General features: G+C 62.2%; 18 protein-coding genes. 8 read left to right on the top strand and 10 right to left on the bottom strand.

The window, feature by feature from the left end; genetic code table 11:
- The first annotated feature begins 29 nt into the window (after positions 1-29).
- Complete coding sequence (locus GJB56_RS02700) at positions 30-863, top strand: alpha/beta hydrolase (protein WP_019747617.1); 834 nt, start codon at positions 30-32, stop codon at positions 861-863.
- Here GJB56_RS02700 and GJB56_RS02695 read toward each other — a convergent pair.
- Positions 860-1816: a GlxA family transcriptional regulator gene (locus GJB56_RS02695; protein ID WP_029254948.1), complete on the bottom strand. Its 957-nt coding sequence runs from the start codon at positions 1814-1816 to the stop codon at positions 860-862. The genes GJB56_RS02700 and GJB56_RS02695 overlap by 4 nt on opposite strands.
- 125 nt (positions 1817-1941) lie before the next feature.
- Here GJB56_RS02695 and GJB56_RS02690 point away from each other — a divergent pair, with 125 nt between their 5' ends.
- Entirely contained in the window at positions 1942-2580 is a 639-nt protein-coding gene (locus GJB56_RS02690; RefSeq protein ID WP_113683069.1) for an HD domain-containing protein, read from the top strand.
- 9 nt (positions 2581-2589) lie between these two features.
- Here GJB56_RS02690 and GJB56_RS02685 read toward each other — a convergent pair whose 3' ends face one another.
- From GJB56_RS02685 to GJB56_RS02655, 7 genes are all read right to left on the bottom strand, one after another.
- Complete coding sequence (locus GJB56_RS02685; protein WP_019747614.1) at positions 2590-3546, bottom strand: R2-like ligand-binding oxidase; 957 nt, start codon at positions 3544-3546, stop codon at positions 2590-2592.
- A gap of 87 nt (positions 3547-3633) precedes the next feature.
- Positions 3634-5271: a sulfatase-like hydrolase/transferase gene (locus tag GJB56_RS02680; RefSeq protein ID WP_113683070.1), complete on the bottom strand. Its 1638-nt coding sequence runs from the start codon at positions 5269-5271 to the stop codon at positions 3634-3636.
- A 45-nt stretch (positions 5272-5316) separates the two neighbouring features.
- On the bottom strand, positions 5317-5658 hold the full coding sequence (locus GJB56_RS02675) for a DUF6292 family protein (RefSeq protein WP_020906953.1): 342 nt from the start codon (positions 5656-5658) through the stop codon (positions 5317-5319).
- 67 nt (positions 5659-5725) lie between these two features.
- Positions 5726-6481, bottom strand: coding sequence for an alpha/beta fold hydrolase (locus GJB56_RS02670; protein WP_019747611.1), 756 nt, complete (start codon positions 6479-6481; stop codon positions 5726-5728).
- Positions 6468-7313 (bottom strand): alpha/beta hydrolase, encoded by an 846-nt coding sequence (locus GJB56_RS02665; RefSeq protein WP_070386830.1) that lies wholly within the window; start codon positions 7311-7313, stop codon positions 6468-6470. The genes GJB56_RS02670 and GJB56_RS02665 overlap by 14 nt, the downstream gene beginning before the upstream one ends.
- Before the next feature lie 164 nt (positions 7314-7477).
- The gene (locus GJB56_RS02660; protein ID WP_029254945.1) at positions 7478-9031 is read right to left on the bottom strand and encodes a DNA polymerase Y family protein; all 1554 of its coding nucleotides are present in this window, start codon (positions 9029-9031) and stop codon (positions 7478-7480) included.
- Positions 9028-9903: a hypothetical protein gene (locus tag GJB56_RS02655; RefSeq protein ID WP_070796128.1), complete on the bottom strand. Its 876-nt coding sequence runs from the start codon at positions 9901-9903 to the stop codon at positions 9028-9030. Before GJB56_RS02655 ends, GJB56_RS02660 begins: the two co-directional genes overlap by 4 nt.
- A gap of 227 nt (positions 9904-10130) precedes the next feature.
- Here GJB56_RS02655 and GJB56_RS02650 point away from each other — a divergent pair, with 227 nt between their 5' ends.
- A complete protein-coding gene (locus GJB56_RS02650; protein ID WP_020906948.1) occupies positions 10131-11330 on the top strand; it encodes a serine/threonine-protein kinase in 1200 nt (399 codons plus the stop codon).
- Positions 11331-11357: 27 nt separating this feature from the next.
- Here the strand turns inward: GJB56_RS02650 and GJB56_RS02645 are convergent, their stop codons facing one another.
- Together GJB56_RS02645 and GJB56_RS02640 are read right to left on the bottom strand one after the other, a co-directional pair.
- The gene (locus GJB56_RS02645) at positions 11358-12746 is read right to left on the bottom strand and encodes an FAD-binding oxidoreductase (protein ID WP_195849576.1); all 1389 of its coding nucleotides are present in this window, start codon (positions 12744-12746) and stop codon (positions 11358-11360) included.
- On the bottom strand, positions 12746-13582 hold the full coding sequence (locus GJB56_RS02640; RefSeq protein WP_113683072.1) for a class I SAM-dependent methyltransferase: 837 nt from the start codon (positions 13580-13582) through the stop codon (positions 12746-12748). Before GJB56_RS02640 ends, GJB56_RS02645 begins: the two co-directional genes overlap by 1 nt.
- A 151-nt stretch (positions 13583-13733) precedes the next feature.
- Between GJB56_RS02640 and GJB56_RS02635 the strand changes: the two genes are divergently transcribed.
- The 5 genes from GJB56_RS02635 (at position 13734) to GJB56_RS02615 (ending at position 17915) form a co-directional block, all read left to right on the top strand.
- A complete protein-coding gene (locus tag GJB56_RS02635) occupies positions 13734-14411 on the top strand; it encodes a winged helix-turn-helix transcriptional regulator (protein WP_070796127.1) in 678 nt (225 codons plus the stop codon).
- 110 nt (positions 14412-14521) lie between these two features.
- Complete coding sequence (locus GJB56_RS02630) at positions 14522-15106, top strand: M15 family metallopeptidase (RefSeq protein WP_019747603.1); 585 nt, start codon at positions 14522-14524, stop codon at positions 15104-15106.
- 2 nt (positions 15107-15108) lie between these two features.
- Complete coding sequence (locus GJB56_RS02625; protein ID WP_019747602.1) at positions 15109-15750, top strand: phosphatase PAP2 family protein; 642 nt, start codon at positions 15109-15111, stop codon at positions 15748-15750.
- A 75-nt stretch (positions 15751-15825) separates the two neighbouring features.
- Entirely contained in the window at positions 15826-16524 is a 699-nt protein-coding gene (locus GJB56_RS02620) for a response regulator transcription factor (protein WP_020906944.1), read from the top strand.
- 47 nt (positions 16525-16571) lie between these two features.
- A complete protein-coding gene (locus tag GJB56_RS02615; protein WP_230091122.1) occupies positions 16572-17915 on the top strand; it encodes a sensor histidine kinase in 1344 nt (447 codons plus the stop codon).
- Positions 17916-17930: the final 15 nt, after the last annotated feature.

The raw sequence follows: 17930 nt of genomic DNA, 5'->3' as shown, positions 1-17930 counted from the left end.
GATCATCGGTCCGATAGCGGGGAGCGCGCATGTCGCCCAAGTCCAACCCGACTGTTCTGTTCATCCACGGACTCTGGATGCACCCGACCACGTGGGATCCCTGGGCGCAGGTTTTCAACGCGCAGGGGTACTCCACGATGGCACCCGGATGGCCAGGGGATGCGTCCACGGTGGGTGAGACGCGCGAACACCCGGAGGACATCGCGGGACACGGCATCGACGACGTGACGGACCACTACGCCAAGGTGATCGCTGATCTCGACGAACCACCGATCGTGGTCGGGCATTCGTTCGGAGGTTTGATCGCGCAGAAACTGCTGGGCCAGAAGTTGGCGACCGCGGCAATTGCCATCGACCCCGCTCAGCCCAAAGGTGTGTTGAAACTTCCTCTCGTTCAGCTTGGAAGCGTGTTCCCTGTCCTGTCCAACCCTGGCAACTACCGGAAGGCCTACTCACACAACAGAAAATCGTTCCACAAGTCCTTCGCCAGCGCCGTGTCCCAGGACGAGTCCGACGCCCTGTTCGAGCAGTATGCAATTCCCGCCCCCGGACGGCCGTTGTTCGAGGCAGCACTCGCCAACTTCGCGCCCCACAGCCCCGCTGCAGTGGATTTCAACGCCCGCCGCGGCCCCCTCCTGATGATCGGCGGCGGTAAGGATCGCACAGTACCGAAGGCCAGTTCGGACAGCTCGTTCAAGAAGTACGCCAAGGCCCCGACGATCAACGAATACAAGGTATTCGGCGACCGAGGTCACTCGCTGACCATCGACCACGGTTGGCGTGAGATCGCCGATTACAGCCTTGCCTGGCTCGACAAGCAGGGCATGAGCCCGCCACAAGGCAAGCACGAAAGTCAGTCCTAGCCGAACGCTTGAAACCGACGACGGTACACCTGGGGCGAGATTCCGAGATGAGTCGAAAATGCTCGTCGTAGGGATTCCGAACTGCCGAATCCCGCCAACTGCGCGGCTTCGGTCACCGAGTGGCCGGCATCGAGGAGCGCCTTCGCAGCGTCGAAACGGATCAACTCGACGTATTTGGCCGGCGTCGTCCCTAATTCTTCGCGAAAGAGCCTCGTCAGATGACGCGGGCTCAGGTGCGCCAGGGCAGCCAGTTGCTCGACCGAATACTCCCCCGCCGGATCGGCCGCGACGGCGTCGACCACTTCTCGGAGCGCAGGGACCCGAGGCCGCGGCCCACTGAGCGAGGGCGAAAACTGTGACTGTCCGCCTGGACGCTGGAGAAATACCACCAGAAGTTGTGCGACGCGTCGAGCCATTTCTGCACCATGATCACGCTCGAGCAATGCGAGCGCGAGGTCGATGCCCGCGGTCACACCCGCAGACGAGAACACCGCGCCATCCTGAATGAAGATGGCGTCAGGAACCACCGTGATCTGTGGATAGGCGCGCGCCAGCGTTGCCGTGTGTTGCCAATGTGTCGTTGCGCGGCGTCCGTCGAGCAATCCACTCGCCGCAAGAATGAATGTCCCGGTACAGATCGAGGCAACCCGGCCCGAACGCCCCGCCAGATCGCTCGCTGCCTCGCGCAGTTCCGGACTCACCGGCGTCGACGGGAACACGTCTCCACCCATGACCAGCAACGTGTCGAAAGAACCGGAATCTACAACGTCACGGTCGACCGGAATGCGCATCCCGGTCGAGGAGTCGACATCGTGTCCACCTACCGAGCAGATCACCAACTCGTAGTTCGCCCCGCCGCGATTGGCTTCCGCGAACACCTCACTCGGACCTGCGACGTCGAGCAGTTTGACGCCGTCGAACACCAGGACGGCAACTCGATGCACTGCGGTCACGATGCGCTCTCCTTCGTCCTGATCTGTGGACAGTATGGCCGAGATCAGGGTGCGCCCGCGGGCGTGCTCGACCGACACTGGGATAGACCGAGAAATTCGCAGCAACGACGAGCAAGCAGGTACCGATGACCACGATCATTGCCGGTGTGAAAATCCCCGATTCGAAGATGGCTGCCGACGCCACCGAGCTGGTACGAGATACGGCGTCCGAGTTACTGTTTCACCACTCGCGACGTGTCTTCCTCTTCGGATCGCTTCAAGGAGCGCGTCTGGGCCTGCAGGCCGACCCCGAATTGCTCTACGTCGGCGCCATGTTCCACGACCTGGGGCTCACCGAGAAATTCCGGGACAGTACGTCACGTTTCGAATTGGACAGCGCCGACGAAGCGCGGCGATTCCTCACCGGCTACGGAGTCGACGAAACCGACATCCGCACAGTGTGGGAAGGCATCGCTCTGCACACGACGCCCGAGATCCCCTCCCGATTGGAACCCGAAATCGCCTTGGTGACAGCGGGTGTGGAGACCGATGTACTCGGAATCGGATACAGCGAACTCGACCAGGCCGACATTGACGCCGTCACCGAGGCTCACCCGCGCCCGGATTTCAAGAATCAGATCTTGAAGGCTTTCACCGAAGGCTTCAAGCACCGTCCCGAAAGTACATTCGGGACGGTCAACGCTGACGTACTCGAACATTTTGTGCCGGGATTTCGGCACATCGATTTTGTCGAGGTCATCCAGAACTCGGCTTGGCCCCAGTAGAATTCGCTGTCATTTGGCCGCCTCACTCATCGCAGCGGCATCTTCCGCCCCGAACTTTTCCTCGAGGGTCTCCGGCGAATAGTCGAGGTCGATCTCGGCGACGTCGCGCCCGCGCGCGGACTCGATCGCCGAAAGTCGGCGCTGCGCACGGTCTGCGGCGTACTCGAGGAACTCCTGATTGTCCAAACCGAACGGCTGCACCTCGAATTGATCGTTGACCCAGTTGATCATTCCGAGTGCCATGGGCATGAGTTCACCCATCCGCTGCTGGACGACGTCCCAGTTGTGATCGTCGGCAGCTACGTGCCTTCGGCAGGTGAACGTCCCCCAAGCCATGTGCCGTCGCTCGTCGTCACCGATCTTTCGCACCAATTGCTGCATGCCAGGCAGGATTCCGCGCGTCGCACAGACTTTCTGCCAGGCGTAGTAGCCCGTCAACGCCAGACTGCCCTCGATGACGTGGTTGTACGTGACGCTGGCACGCACCTGGTTGACCGGACTCGGATCCGTCTCGAGAATGCGTAGCGACGAAGGCAACTCCTCGTAGAACAGTTGCCGGTAGTACGGATTGTCAGCGACGTAGGAATGCAGATCGCTGGTCAATCCCACTTCGTCCATCCACAGCCGAAAGACCTGGGTGTGCTTGGCTTCCTCGAAACAGAACTGCGTCAAGTACATCTCGTCGCCGAATCGCCCCTCGGTCGACATCGCTTTCATGAACGGTTGAATGTCTTCGGTGACGGCTTCTTCACCGGCAATGAACTGCGCGCACAGGAAGGTGGCGCTGCGCTGCTGCTCGCTGGTCAGCTCCTGCCAGTCACGAGCGTCCTGGGAAAAATCGAGGTCGGTTGGGTTCCAGAATTTGGCATTTCCCTTGGTGAACAATCGGAGTGGGAACGAATCCCAGTTCAACCCTCCCGACCGAAGAGTACTGAAACCTTCTCGCCCCGGCGAGGTGACAGTCATGACATTCCTTCTTCCCGAACCGAAGACAGATGCCCCATCAGCATGCCCGCAGAACTGAAACGTGAATCAGTTTTGGCGAAATTCGATCTATTCCTTCAGAGAAACGCCCTTGGTCTCCATCACTGCGAAGAGCTTGGCGTTCATCTGAGCCGCCAGATCCGGCCGATACGAGCCGATATTGAGCGGATTGGCGAGATTGTTCAGTTCCAAGGGGTCGGCTTGTAAGTCGTAGAGTTCGTATTGCGGCGCAGCAACTCCCGCAGGATCGAAGTACATCGTGTACTTCCATCGGTTCTCCCGGATGCAGCGGATGTGATTGGGCTGGGTGACGATGTTCTGACCGTCGGGCGTCGCACAATTCTGATCGTCGTAGGTGAACAGAATCGTGTCCTGAACCTGCGCGCTGGGACCGTGGGGGTAGGCGGCAGCGTCGACGATGACCGGTGTCAGATCGGTACCCGAGAAGTTCCACGATTCACGCGCTGGCGCTTGGGCGAGAGTGGCGAGAGTGGGCATCACGTCGATCAACGACGCCAAGGCGTCTGTGCGAACGGGTTCGGGAAACAGCAAGGGGTTGCTGATGACCAGTGGAACGCGCAGCGTTTCCTCGTAGGCGTTGAACACCTTCTGCCGCAAACCTCCGTGGCTCATCCCCATCTCTCCGTGATCGGACATCCGTACGATCACGGTGTCGTCGAGCATCTGCGGGGTGGCTTCGATCGCGTCGAGCACGCTGCCGATGTGTTCGTCGACCACCTTGTGCATGTAGGCGTAGAAGTTGATGTAGTTGCGTGCCTGATCAGGCCCGAGCAGCGGCCCGAGCCCGGCTGCGAGTAGCAATTCCGACTGAACCTGCGCTGTCGGTTTGTGATTGAGTGCCAGGATCTCGTCGAAAGTGGGCGGCAAGTCGATCCCCAGCTCGAAGGCGCCTGGCGCGTCCGATCCATAGTTGTCGCACGTTCCGTTCATCGCATTCCAGGTCTGGGGGTACGCGAGGACGTCGTGTGGGTTCACGAACGAGACGATGAGCGCCCAAGGCTGCCCGGATGCGACCGCAGATCCGGAGAGGAAATCGACTGCCTCCTCGGCAACACCGCGATCATGGTCGGCGCACCCGCCACCGAAGTGGTCCGGATTGGTGTCCTGACCCGCGTCGGGGGGAATCCACCCTTCGAAGCCGAATCCCGCTACATCGTCACTTGTCGGATCACCACCCTCGACGCCTTTGCTCAGATGCCACTTCCCCCGGTACTGAACGTTGTAGCCGGCCGACGCCAGCAGCTTTGCCATGTTCTGCTCGGAGACTTGTAACTGTGGCTCGGTGGGTGAGACAGTGCCGCCTTCGGTGAGGGTTCTGGTGACCCCGTGCTGCGCGGGAAAGAGGCCGGTGAAGAACGTACTACGACTGGGCGAGCACATCGCGGTATTGCACACTGCCTGGTCGAACGTCAGCCCGTGATCGGCAATCCTCTTGCGGTTGGGCAGATTCTGATCAGCCCAGCCCTGCGGCCAATACATCGGCCGGCGCTCCTGATCGGTGATGATGACAACGATGTTGGGTTTCTGCGGAAACCGATCGGCGGGCGATGCTTTCGCCGGCGCCGCGCTCGCCGCGCCGGTTGCCACGTCTGCCACTCCGGCGAGGACAAGAGCACCGACGCCACCGAGGAACGTCCGGCGCGGCAATGAATGACAGTGCGAGGCAGGAACGTTCTCTGGGTTCACGGGCGTCGTCCTCTCGGAGGCGTTGTGGCCCCAGAGTTGACCGAATCAGTGTTCGCTACACATGCGCGAGCAAACTGCCTCGGCGCTGATCAGTTCGATGACTCGATCCGCGCAGCGCAGCGGATCCGGTGTCCGGCCGATACCGAGAGGGTCGACAATCGAAATCGTCCTTCGCACGTCAGCCTCCTCGACACCCCACGACCAACCGAAGTCGTGATTCCAGAGCAGAACCGCATTCTTCCCCGGATGGTTTCGGGCATGAACTGGCAGAACGATCACCGCATCCATACTCGGTCCCTGCGGCCATCGGACGGTCTCACCGTGAACGGATCGTGCTACCGCGTCGACGTATTCGTGTGCGGACCAGTCGTTGCCGTTGGTATGCATGGAAGTACATTCGGTGCCGCACGCGTAGCGGATGGGTTCCTGCCGGAACTGATCGAGTATTGCGCTTTCAGGAAATGAACGGCAACACAACGGATTCGAATTGGCGATGGCCGTCGCGATGGACACTGTGGCCGGTACGGAACGAGACCAATTCGCAGCGCGCGACGGTGGCGGCAACAGCGTCGAGGCGATCGGGATCCACCATCCCGCCCAGACCTCCACGCAGGAACAACATGTCAGCCTCGATGAGCGGCAACCGATCCCACCACTGCGGATCCGGTCGGCGGAACTGCTCGAGCGCGGACCGCGTCATCGAGCGATCGAACGTCAGCGCAGCTCGCGGATGCCGCACCAGACTTGTTGTTGCATGCCACAGTTCTGGCACACTCGGCAATTTCCTCGCGAATACCTGTTCTGCGTCACCTGCGCGTAGCGGCAACGGCGCTTCCTCGATGACCAACTTCCGCACCACGGTGGGTCGTTTCTGCGCGATCAACGACGCCGCGTGCCCGCCGAGCGAATGGCCGACGAGATCCACCTGATCGAGTTCGAGATGATCACACACGTCCATGACGTCGTCGGCGAACTCGTCGAACAGATACGACGACGCCCGAGCGCTCCGGCCGTGGCCGCGAAGATCGACCGAGACAACTCGCCGGTTGCGTGATCGCAAGGTCCGCGCGAACTTGTCCCAGGTACCGCTGTCGCCACCCATCCCGTGCACGAGGACTACCGGAGGCAGATCGGCAACACTGGGATGCGAGCCGGAATCGCGGTAGCTGATCTGGACCCCGCCGGCACTTCGTACGTTAGCGACACTCACGAGTTCCCAGGATAGACCTGTCCTCGTGGATTGCTGAAGCTGTCAGCCGAGGCGGCAACTGCCCTGGCCGCGTGACCTCGTCGTAGCGACCGAGCCCGATCCTCGCGATGTTGCGCAGCGACTCGCTTGCATCGGCGAAGTATCCACAATGCCCTCGAATGGCACCGGTGTCGAAAACAACAGCTCCGTGCTGCGCCCGAACTGGAGACGGGCCGTGCCCGAGGCGACCGATCTTCACGCGTGGGAAATACCGAATCCAGTCCGACGGCCCCAGCGCGGCCCAGAGATTTCCGGCAAAGCACAGGTCTTCGCGAGAACTGGTCCCCATCCCCGGGCTACCGAGCACCACACAATCGTCTACTCGCGCCGACGGGAGGGCGAGTCCGCACACCACGGCCCCGTAGCTGTGTCCGACGAGCGTCACATGCGCCGAATGCGGCAGGATGCGTGTCAATCGCGCCAGATCGATCGCACCGCGTTCTGCGAGTGTCCGCGAGAACGACTCGAGAAATCCCCACGGCGTCCGATAACCGACCCACACGATCACCGCGACGTGATCGTTCGGTCCGAGCGTTCGGAGCATTCTTCCCAGTGTCCATCCGCTGGCGCGTGGTCCTGTCGGACGGTTCTCGTCGAAGTAGTTTCCCAATCCGTTGTCGTTGCCCGGCACGAAGATGACGATGTGCTCGGCTGTGGCGACATCGCCGAACACCTCCACGATCCGGCCTTCGCCAGACTCGTCGTACGCCAGAAGTTGTGCGTCGTGCAGCTCCGTCTGCTCGTAGTGAAGTCGATCGGTTCCGGAAACTTCAGGTCGACCCGCCGTTGCCATGACACTCCTCGTAAAGAGTTGCAACGGTGAGAATCATTGCAACGGTTACTTTTTGAATGTCATCAACGCTAGGAGCCGAGCGACGGCATGACGATGGTGCCAACGCCCCTACTGTTCGTACAGTCGACTCGACCAGGCGGGTACAGCTAGCTATACCCGCGAGCTCATTCGTACACACCCTCCACCGACCATCCACCGCCTTCACAGATCATCAGCAGCGCACGCGATTCCTCCAACAGAACCTGAGCCCGTGCCGCCGTGCGTGCCGAGGCAGCGTCCCACCATCGCTCGTCAACCGGCCAGGGCCCGGCCCACCCCTGCACTGCCCATTCCTTGCTCCCCCACTTCAGCCTTCCCGGCTGCGAACTGAAGACACCGCGCTCAGTGACGTACACGGCGTTGCCGGCCACATCCCCCAGCCACACCTTGGGATTGTCGACGAAGATCGACCCCGGAGACGGTTGCGGCAGACGGCCCGGCCACGGGGCTGTCGGATCATGGGTAGCTACCCGCTCGTCACCCAAGGGCAACAAGGTAATTCGCTCCAAGGGCCCTCGACCTCCGCTCAGGACACCGACCTGAACCGATTCGCCACCCAGAAGACCCTGCACGCGCACCAATGCTCGCCTGGCTCGTTCCTCCTCGTCGCCGACACCGCCCCACAGCCCCAACTGCAAAGCGCCGGCACTGACCACCTCCACCGGTTCCAGACGCAACACGGCTATGCCTGCGGTTGGCCGGGTCTCACTGCGCCCGGTGAGCCAGCCATCCAGTTGCCATCGCACTCGATCGGCCGTTCCCTCCGGCGTCAGAGGTTCGGCGCAACGCCAAGTCCGAGAAAGATTTTCACCGTTACCCGTACTGGCCGAAATCGACAGACGGGTGCACGCCACCGCGGCAGCAGACAACTTGTCGTGCAGGAGACTCGCCAAGGCGCGCCCGGCAAACGCTGCGGCATCCACCCGCTCGATCGACGGATCGTAATGCTGCTCCACCTCCAGGTCCGGCGGAAGTGTCCGCGCCGACGGTGGCCGTTCGGGTTCACCTCGCGCCGCACGATGCGCGAGCACCGCATCGGCACCGAAACGCGAAGCGACGTCCACTGCCGGCAGATCCGCAAAAGCACCGATGGTTCTGATCCCGAGCCTGCGCAGCAGATCCACCAACTCCCCGCGATGCGGTGCAGACAGGCTGGGTTCGGCCGCCAACTCCGGCATGGGTAGCGGCGCCAGAAACCGTGCCCCCTCCCCCGGCGGCACCAGCGCTGCCCGGCGCGCGGCAATGACCGCCGTGGACAGCTGATCTGCCACCCCCACCTGACTCTCGACACCCGCAGCAGATGCCTGATCCACCAATCGTTCCGCCGCAGCTTCCTCAGAACCGAAGTACCGACTGACACCACGCGCGCTGAGCACCAACAAACCAGGACGGAGTACCTCGACGCCCGGTGCCACCGCGTCGATGGCCGCGGCCACCGGCTCGAACAATCTTGCATCGCGTTCCGGATCTGCCATCGCCACATACAGTTCCGGGCAGCGAGCCTGCGACTCGCGTCGGCGCAGGCCTCGTCGCACTCCCTCCGCACGAGCCGTCGCCGAACATGCGATCACCCGATTACCCGAAGTGACCGCGACGGGATGTGTGGCCGGAAGATCGGCAAGCGCTGCCGCTGCCACCGCCGGCCAGTCCGGGCACCACAACGCCAGAACTCTGCTCACAGTGACACCACCTGCTCCGACACCACCTGCGACGACACATCCTCGACCGGCCGAGAAGGTACCCACTCGACCCGCCCGGCTGCACTGCAGATGTCCAGACGCGTGGTCCGGGGCTGGAACGAGCGCCCCCGAGCACGAACCGCGAGGCTCAGGGAACTGAGCCGTCCACGCCCCAACTCCCGGCCCTGACCGAACCCACCATAGCCATGAACCCGAGCGTCCAACCGAACCTCGGCTCCGTCCCAGTGACCTTCGGTGACAACAAGAGTCGAGCCCTTGCTCCGAGCACGTGCGACCACCGCCCGAGCACGCGACGGGGATACCGACGCACCCGCCAATCCCAGAATCACCAGATCCATACCGTCGAGCAGCACGGCGGCGATCTCGACCGGATCCGGCCCAGGCGCCGGAATGAGTGCCAGACGTTCCAGTTGCGCACCCATCTCGTACGCCGCCAGCAATCCCAGTCGAGGCTGCCCGATGACTGCAACATGTCCTCCGGACGCCGTCACCGACGCGACCAATCCCAAAAGCAAGGACGCTGCACCCTCGACGGACACCACGGTTCCGCGCACCAAACCGCCCTGCGGTAACAATGCGGCGATACCCTCCGGCACCGGGAGGACACCGGCTTTGTGCGCACGGTCCACGACCGGCCTGTCCCGGTCGGCAACACTCTCGGAGGCCGCTGCACTTGTCCCGGAAACACCAGCCACAGAAACACCAGGTCCGGAAACACTCGGTCCCGAAAACGACGTATCGCCTCGCGAGGGAATGGACGCGATCTGTCGGCGGAGCTGTGCCAGCCGATCCTGACGGGACAACCCCGCCGCATCTGCCGACAGCTCTACCAACTCGGTCACCTCGGTCATCCCCATCCTCCGGAACACCGGAAAAACTCACTCGGCAGCAATCCATAACCAGCCGGCAAACCGCGGGGAAGTCGGGTCTGACATGCATCCAACGAACAGCAATTTCGAACATATTTTCGAACTGTTTTCAGTAAACCGTGTCACCCCCGACACGTCAAGCAGAGCCAAAAACCCAGTTCACAGGAGCCTCGAGCGTCACAGTGGCATCAATCCATTAACCTTGAGATGTGACAGCTCAAGAGCAGACCGGGAGGGGCATCGGGCCCGAATACCTGCTGGCGGGGCGGTACCGACTCCGCTCCAAGATCGGCGACGGAGGGATGGGCGCCGTCTGGCTGGCCCGCGACACCCTCCTCAGCCGCGACGTCGCGGTGAAACAGGTCACAAGCACGGAAGGCCTCGACACCGAAACGGCCGAAGAGGTCCGCGAACGTACATTGCGCGAGGGCAGGAACGCCGCAAAGCTCACCCATCCCCACTCCATCGCCATGTACGACGTCGCGATCGAGTCCGGCGAACCCTGGCTGGTCATGGAATACTTCCCGGCCCGCAGCCTCGCCCAGGCCATGAACCTGGCCGACACGTTGCCACCACTCGAAGTCGCGCAGATCGGCGCACAGATCGCTGCGGCACTCACCGAAGCGCACGCCGCCGGCATCGTCCACCGCGACATCAAACCCGGCAACATCCTGATCGCCGACCGAGGCAAGTCCCTCGGCACCGTCAAGATCAGCGACTTCGGCATCGCCCGCGCAAAGAGCGACGTGTCCGACACCCAGGACGAGGTCATCACCGGCACTCCCGCGTACTTCGCACCCGAAGTTGCCCGCGGCGACGACCCCACCGAGGCCAGCGACGTCTTCTCACTCGGGTCGACGCTCTACACGGTGATCGAGGGCCAACCGCCCTTCGGCATCGACTCGGACGCCATCGCCCTACTGCATCGTGTCGCCAAGGCCGAGATCTACCGACCCACCAAGTCTGGACCGCTCACCGATGTTCTCCTTCAGCTCCTCGAGCCGGACCCGACCCGTCGGCCGACGATGGCTCAGGCACGCGACGCGCTCGCCGCAGCCGCGACCGGCGGCGGCACGATCGATCAGTTGATCGACGCTCCCGTCTACTCGTCCGAGGGCGCCGTGCCGGCCTGGGCTCACCGCACCACACAACTCGCCGACCCACACCGCCGCAATCGCCTGACCGGCTCCACGGTCACCGGACTTCCTGCAGTGCAACAGAACACGCCACTGCGAAATGTTCCCAGTCCGATGGACATGTTCTCCTGGCCGCCGCGGATGCCGACCGGACCCGCCGATGCCAGCACCCGCGACAAGGTAGTCGCATGGGCTCCCCTCGCCATGACCGGCATGGTCGCCGTCATCGTCTTGGCCGCACTGATCGTCGTCATCCTGGTGTTCACCGCCTGACTGGTGTTCACGGTCTGAGCACAAGCTTCACACAGGCAGAATGTTTGCATTGAGGTGAAACACGTTGTCCGGGTCGTACTTCGCTTTGACTGCGGACAACCGCGCGTACTTCCCCGCGCCGTAGGAAGCTCGCACTCGGTCCTCGTCGACGTCGGTCATGAAGTTGACGTACCCGCCTTGGTTGGACGAGAACGGACGCAAGGCTTCCCAGGTCTCACGCACCCACGATCGATCCAATTCCAGCGTCCCGGCATCGGTGGCCGTCGCCGTCATATTGCACACGTAATGCGGTGTGCGAGAACCACCGAACGCTGTGTCGTCCTCGCCGACGGAAGTGAAAGCTCCCTGCAGCGGAAAGATCGGCATGAAGGACATCGGCGACGATTTCTTGCCCGCTTGTTCGGTCAGAACATCGATCACGTCGTCGGAGAAATCCACCAGGTCCAAAGCCTTCTCATAGGCGTACGCACCCCACGGTTCCGATTCGTCGAGCATCGACTGCAAGCCGACGTACGGGATCGGAGTGACGAACTCGAAAAGCGTCGGCAAGCCCTCTCGAATCGGCGCAATCGCGTTCGAGTGTTCTACTTCCGATCCGAAACCGGCTACCAGCAACGCGTATCCGGGCAGTAGGTGAAATTGATCCGGGACAAACGGCGCCGGCGGCGCGGACAAACTGACGGCAACCATCGCGCCCGCATTTCTCGGCAGGGCAGGCACTACCTCGCGGCACAGACGAAGCGCCGCGGGTCCGTCCTCCATCCCCCAGAAGAACAGTCCCAGATGCACTTCCGGACCGATCTCGCTCAGACGGTACTCGAACTCGGTGACCACTCCGAAATTTCCGCCGCCACCGCGCAGTGCCCAGAACAAGTCGCTGTGATCGTTCTCGGAGGCTCGAACGATCGAACCGTCGGCGAGCACCACCTCCGCCGACACCAGATTGTCGATCGACAGGCCGAGCGTGCGGGTCAACCACCCCATGCCACCACCGAGTGTCAGGCCACCGACGCCGGTATCACTGATCACTCCGCCGGTCACCGCCAACCCGTGTTCCTGCGTCGCCTTGTCGAGGTCGGCGATCGTCGCACCACCACCGACCCTGGCTCGCTTTGCTGACGGGGCGACGCTGACTACGTTGATCGCACTGAGATCGATCATCACGCCGCCTTCACACACCGATGTGCCTCGGTAGGAATGCCCGCCACCTCTGACCGAAACCTCCAACGAATGGGCTCTGGCAAATGCAAGTGCCACAGCCACATCCGACGCCGACCGGCACCTGGCGATCACCGCCGGACGATGATCGATCTGCCCGTTCCAGATCGATCTGGCGTCGTCGTACTCCGGATCTCGGGGGCCGAACACAGAACCTGTGATCGTCGATTTCAGTGGCGCGAACTCGACCGTCGTCATCACGCACCTCCCCCATCGGGCGTCGCGGTGACCAGCAGGTACTCCCACTCCATCGTGAACGGTTCGCTTCCGCTGCCGTACCTTTCCGCCAATTCGAGCAGATCGCGGTCCAGCGCCTGCGTTCGGTCAGGATCGCCGGCGATGTTCCGGTACACCGCGATGGTCGGCCCGTAATTCTTCTTGAAAAAATCACGGAACTCTTCCGGCCCGCTGAATGTGTCCACACGAAGTACGTCTTTCCTCGAGGCCACATCGCCGAGCAGATCACGAACATGGTTCTCATCGCCCCACAAAGGCGCCGGCTGCGAACCAGGAGGCGGCGGCGGTGCGTACGGCTTCATCGTTTTGAACATCTCGCCGATGAATCCCGTCGGAGTCCAACTCAGCACTCCGATCTTTCCGCCGGGTCGGCACACTCGCACAAGTTCGTCCGCGGCGCGCTGATGATGCGGTGCGAACATCACACCGACGCACGAAAGCACCACGTCGAACTCGTTGTCACTGAAAGGAAGAGCCTCGGCATCGGCCTCCTGCCAGTCCAATTCGACTCCGGCGAGGGAAGCGGCCTCCTTACCCGCTACGAACAATTCGGGAGCCAGGTCAGTGGCAATCACCTGCGCACCCAGCGCGGCCGCCGGAATGGCGGCATTGCCGGACCCCGCCGCGACGTCCAGCACGCGGTCACCCTTCTGCACACCGCACTCGCCGACCAGTACCGGCCCGAGTTCCGCAATGACCTGCGTGGCCACCGCCGGATAGTTACCGAGACCCCACATGGCCCGATGCTTGGCCTTCAGCTCACGATCCAGCCCGAGCGTTTCCGTCGATTCACTCATTACCGTTCTCCTTCAATATTTTTGGTACTCGGAGCCCAACAACCTCGGAGCCCGACAACATTCATGCCGTTACTTCGACGCTACGACGACGGCTCACTCCGCTCCAGTACGAAATCTGTACCGGAGCACTCCAGAGGCCTACGATCGAATGATGGGGTCCTCGTACCACCAGTTCTGCCCCGTCGCCAAGGCGATGGAGCTACTCGACGAGCGGTGGACGCTGCTTCTCCTCCGCGAACTGATGATGGGAAGCGACCATTTCAACGATCTCCGACGCGGACTTCCGCGAATGTCACCGACTCTGCTCTCCACGCGGCTGCACCAACTCGCGATCGCCGGCATCGTGGAGCGAGAAGAAACCGACTGCGTCGTCAGTTACCGATTGACCGACGCGGGCCGAGAACTGCGCCCTGTGGTCGAAGCTCTCGGAATCTGGGGTACCAGGTGGATCGGCGAGCTGGGCGATGAAGACCTGGATCCGAAACTGCTGCTGTGGGACATGCATCGACGCGTGGATCACTCCGTGGTTCCCGACGGAAAGACCGTGGTGCACTTCGTTTTCTCCGGCGTGCGTGAACATTCGCGAAACTGGTGGCTCGTCATCAATTCCGGGGAGGTGGACATGTGCGATATCGATCCGGGTTTCGACGTTGCGGTGTCGGTCTCTGCCGGCTTGCGATCGATGACCGAGATCTGGCGCGGTAACCTGACCTGGTCGGACGCCATACGGTCAGGTGACGTCACCATTTCGGGGCCTACGGCGTTGCGTCGTAGCTTGCCTTCGTGGTTCGAACTGTCGACTTTCGCATCGATCCCGCGCCCCGCGTAAAGCGCGCTCACCAGCCCCGTTCCGTCCTGTTACAGAGCTGTTTCAGACCGTGACACCGTCGACGAACGGCGACCACCTGACGGTGACACTGACCGAGCAGTCTCTGTTGTATGCCCAGCCACCGCGGAATAATCCGCCTCGCCGCACTCGGTGCAGTCGTACTCGGTGCGCTCACGCTCAGCGCATGCTCGTACACAGAAGAAGCAAAGCCCAAGAGTGGTAATTACCTTGCCACTCAGCCTGATTCAGGACCTGCAGGCGGCGAGATCGAGGACGGCATCAGCGTGCAGGATACCCATGTACCTGCACTGGCCCGTCTCGATTCCGCACTGCTCGCGGCGCTGCAGTCGGCAGCGGCCGACGCACAGGCCTCCGGAGTGAACATGCACGTCACCTCGGGTTGGCGGTCCGCCGCATACCAACAGCGACTGTTCGACGAAGCCGTCGTCAAGTACGGCAGCATGAACGAAGCGTCCAAATGGGTGCACTCCCCGAGCCTGTCGAAGCATGTCAGCGGACAAGCCGTCGACATCGGACCGACCGACGCCGACGACTGGCTCATCCAGCACGGCAATGATTACGGCCTCTGTCAGACCTATGCCAACGAGATGTGGCATTTCGAATTGGCAACCACTCCCGGCGGGGAATGCCCGCCCCAACTGAGCAACCCTTCGGACGAGAGAGCGGAAGGCTGATCATGACTCGAGTCAAACCCGCGAGACTGATTGCCGCACTGGCACTCCTGATCCTCGGAGTCGTCGAATTCGAACTGGCAGTCAACACTACTGGTGGTCAGATCGTCGACCAACAACTCATGGTGGGCGCGGCCACTTCCGAAGGACTCAGTGTGTTCTCCACCGAGTTCATCGGCCTCGTCACTCCGATACTGATAGTGGGAGGAGTGCTCGTGGCACTCATGATCACATTGCGCAACAACCCGATTGCGCTGGCCCTACGCGTCGTCGTCGTGACCCTCGGTCCCATCACGACGGCCTGGGTTCTCAAACAATCGTTGGATCGACCGGACCTGAACGGTCTGGTGATGCACAATTCCTTCCCCAGCGGCACACTGACGGCCATCGCTGCTCTGGTCTGCGCGATCGTGCTCGTCACACCCTCGAGGTGGCGGGCAGTCGTTGCAGTCAACGGCGCGCTGATCACCATCGGGACCGCGATCTCGGTAGTCGTGTTGCAATGGCACCGGCCGAGTGACGTGATCGGTGCGCTACTGCTCGTCGGCTGCTACACCCTCGCCGTGTCGGCATTTCCGTTGAACACCAGCGTCGCACGGCACGCGGTACTGGCAGACTCAGGCAACGAACGGCTCTCGAAAGTGTGACCCCTGTACCCTTGGCTGACCGAGATTCCTCCGACCGCAGAAGGCCCCTGATCATGGCGAGTCCAAGGTGAGCGCATGGTGAGCATTCTTTTCATAGAAGACGATCCAGCGGTAGCCGAGGCAATCACGTTGGGACTGAACCGACTCGGGCACAACGTCAGCCATCGGCCCGACGGTAACGGCGATTTCGACGACGTCCTCGGCTCCACCGACCTCGTCCTACTCGACCTCGGACTGCCAGGAGCCGACGGTTACGAGATCTGTCGACGCATCCGTACGCGCAGTTCGATCCCGATCATCATCTTGACCGCCAGATCCGACGACATCGACACTGTTGCGGGCCTCGAGGCCGGTGCCGACGACTACGTCGTCAAACCGGCCAGTCCGCGTGTACTTGATGCTCGGATCAAAGCCGTCGTGCGGCGCTCGGCGCCCGCAACGACGCGTTCAGATGTGGCGCCGGGCGCAGAGAAGTTCGGCGACCTGGAATTGGATCGGTCGTCATTGCAGGTACGCAAGGCCGGGACGCTGCTGACCCTGACTCCGACCGAACTCCGACTGATACTGGCGCTGACCGAAAACCCCGGACAGGTTCTCAGCCGCAGGCAATTGTTGTCCGCAGCCTGGGACCAGGAATACCTGGGCGACTCACGAATCGTCGATGCAGCAGTGCAGCGGCTGCGCGGAAAGATCGAGGACGACCCAGCCGCACCGACCGTGATCGAAACGGTGCGCGGGTTCGGGTATCGCTTCAACACCAGCCCGGCCCGATGAGACCGACCTGGCTTCGGGTCGACGGTCTTCGGACCAGGCTCGTGCTCGTGTTCATCGCAATCGTCGTGATCATCGCCGGGGCAACCGCAGGCGTCGTCTCGTTCATGGCGCGGTCGTGGATCTATTCCAACGCTCAGGACGTGGCAACGGCACAATTTCGCGACGAACTGCAGTACAGCAACGGACCGCCGGTAGACGGGCTGACACCTGACACCCTCGGACAGATCTTCCAGTCCGACATGACTCTGATCGTCGACGGCGAAGTCATTCGTCAAGGATCAGTGGATGCGGCAACGATCCCACCCAGCTTCGAAGAGGGTTTGGACAGTCCCAAACTGATCCGCTTCGAGAGACTCGACTCCCAGCGCATCATGTTGGGAATGTCGGTCAATGTCGTGGACATGACTGCAGACGACGGCTACGACAACGAGACACTGGTCAAAGCCGTCACCATCCGGCCGCTGGTAGGGGTGCAGGACAAGTTCGACGACCTGCTTCGAGCAGTCGGTCTCACCCTCGCGGCGGGTGTGCTGGTGAGCGGTCTGCTCGGACTCTGGATTGCGTCGACGCTGGTCCGTCCGCTCAAACGCCTGGACGAGGCCGCCGCCCGCGCCGCCGACGGCGACCTGAGCGTCCGGCTCCCCGAAGACGGAGTAGCCGAACTTGCCCAGGTCACAACAACTTTCAACAACATGGTCGCTCGCAACGAAGCGGTCATCCGAGGCCTGGAAGAATCGGAAGAGCAGTCGAGAAGATTTGTCGCCGACGTCTCCCACGAGCTTCGAACGCCGCTGGCGGCATTGGTTCCGGTCAGCGAAATCCTCCGCGAAGAGATCCCCAATCTTCCGCCGGACGCTGCCGCTGCAGCGCGCATCGTGAGCAGTGAGATCGGCAAGCTCACTCGACTTGTCGAAGATCTGATCGAAATGTCGCGCCACGACTCACAACAGGCGCGTCTCGTCCTCGACGACGTCGACCTCGTCGAATTGACCGAGCGCACACTCGAGAGCCGAGGTTGGACAGAAACCGTCGAACGCCGTGCACCCGAAAGCATCAGCGCCAGAGTGGATTCACGTCGAATCGACATAGTCGTCGCCAACCTCGTCGGCAACGCACTGCGCCACGGAGCGCCTCCGGTTCGCGTCGAGTTGAGCGCAGAACCCGGTTTCTCCGTCATCACCGTCGTCGACCACGGCCCCGGCATCTCACCCGAAGACCGGCAGGCGATTTTTCGGCGGTTCTACAAGGTCGACACCGCGCGCGGACGCAGCGAGGGCAGCGGACTCGGGCTCTCCCTCGCCGTCGAAAACGTGCACTTGCACGGCGGCACCATCGGCGTCGACCAGGTGGACGGGCGCACGATCTTCACGGTTCGCCTGCCCCATCGCTGACCCCTTCCCGAGCGA

The sequence above is a fragment of the Rhodococcus sp. AQ5-07 genome (assembly GCF_009707305.1).
GTDB lineage: Bacteria > Actinomycetota > Actinomycetes > Mycobacteriales > Mycobacteriaceae > Rhodococcus_F > Rhodococcus_F erythropolis.
This window is presented reverse-complemented; position numbering and strand designations above follow the sequence as displayed.

Bases quoted from the DNA above. Each gene is read 5' to 3' on its own strand.
- GJB56_RS02700 (WP_019747617.1), top strand. From the start codon at position 30: ATGTCGCCCAAGTCCAACCCGACTGTTCTGTTCATCCACGGACTCTGG.
- GJB56_RS02690 (WP_113683069.1), top strand. From the start codon at position 1,942: ATGACCACGATCATTGCCGGTGTGAAAATCCCCGATTCGAAGATGGCT.
- GJB56_RS02685 (WP_019747614.1), bottom strand. From the start codon at position 3,546: ATGACTGTCACCTCGCCGGGGCGAGAAGGTTTCAGTACTCTTCGGTCG.
- GJB56_RS02675 (WP_020906953.1), bottom strand. From the start codon at position 5,658: ATGCATACCAACGGCAACGACTGGTCCGCACACGAATACGTCGACGCG.
- GJB56_RS02665 (WP_070386830.1), bottom strand. From the start codon at position 7,313: ATGGCAACGGCGGGTCGACCTGAAGTTTCCGGAACCGATCGACTTCAC.
- GJB56_RS02655 (WP_070796128.1), bottom strand. From the start codon at position 9,903: ATGACCGAGGTGACCGAGTTGGTAGAGCTGTCGGCAGATGCGGCGGGG.
- GJB56_RS02645 (WP_195849576.1), bottom strand. From the start codon at position 12,746: ATGACGACGGTCGAGTTCGCGCCACTGAAATCGACGATCACAGGTTCT.
- GJB56_RS02640 (WP_113683072.1), bottom strand. From the start codon at position 13,582: ATGAGTGAATCGACGGAAACGCTCGGGCTGGATCGTGAGCTGAAGGCC.
- GJB56_RS02635 (WP_070796127.1), top strand. From the start codon at position 13,734: ATGGGGTCCTCGTACCACCAGTTCTGCCCCGTCGCCAAGGCGATGGAG.
- GJB56_RS02630 (WP_019747603.1), top strand. From the start codon at position 14,522: ATGCCCAGCCACCGCGGAATAATCCGCCTCGCCGCACTCGGTGCAGTC.
- GJB56_RS02625 (WP_019747602.1), top strand. From the start codon at position 15,109: ATGACTCGAGTCAAACCCGCGAGACTGATTGCCGCACTGGCACTCCTG.
- GJB56_RS02620 (WP_020906944.1), top strand. From the start codon at position 15,826: ATGGTGAGCATTCTTTTCATAGAAGACGATCCAGCGGTAGCCGAGGCA.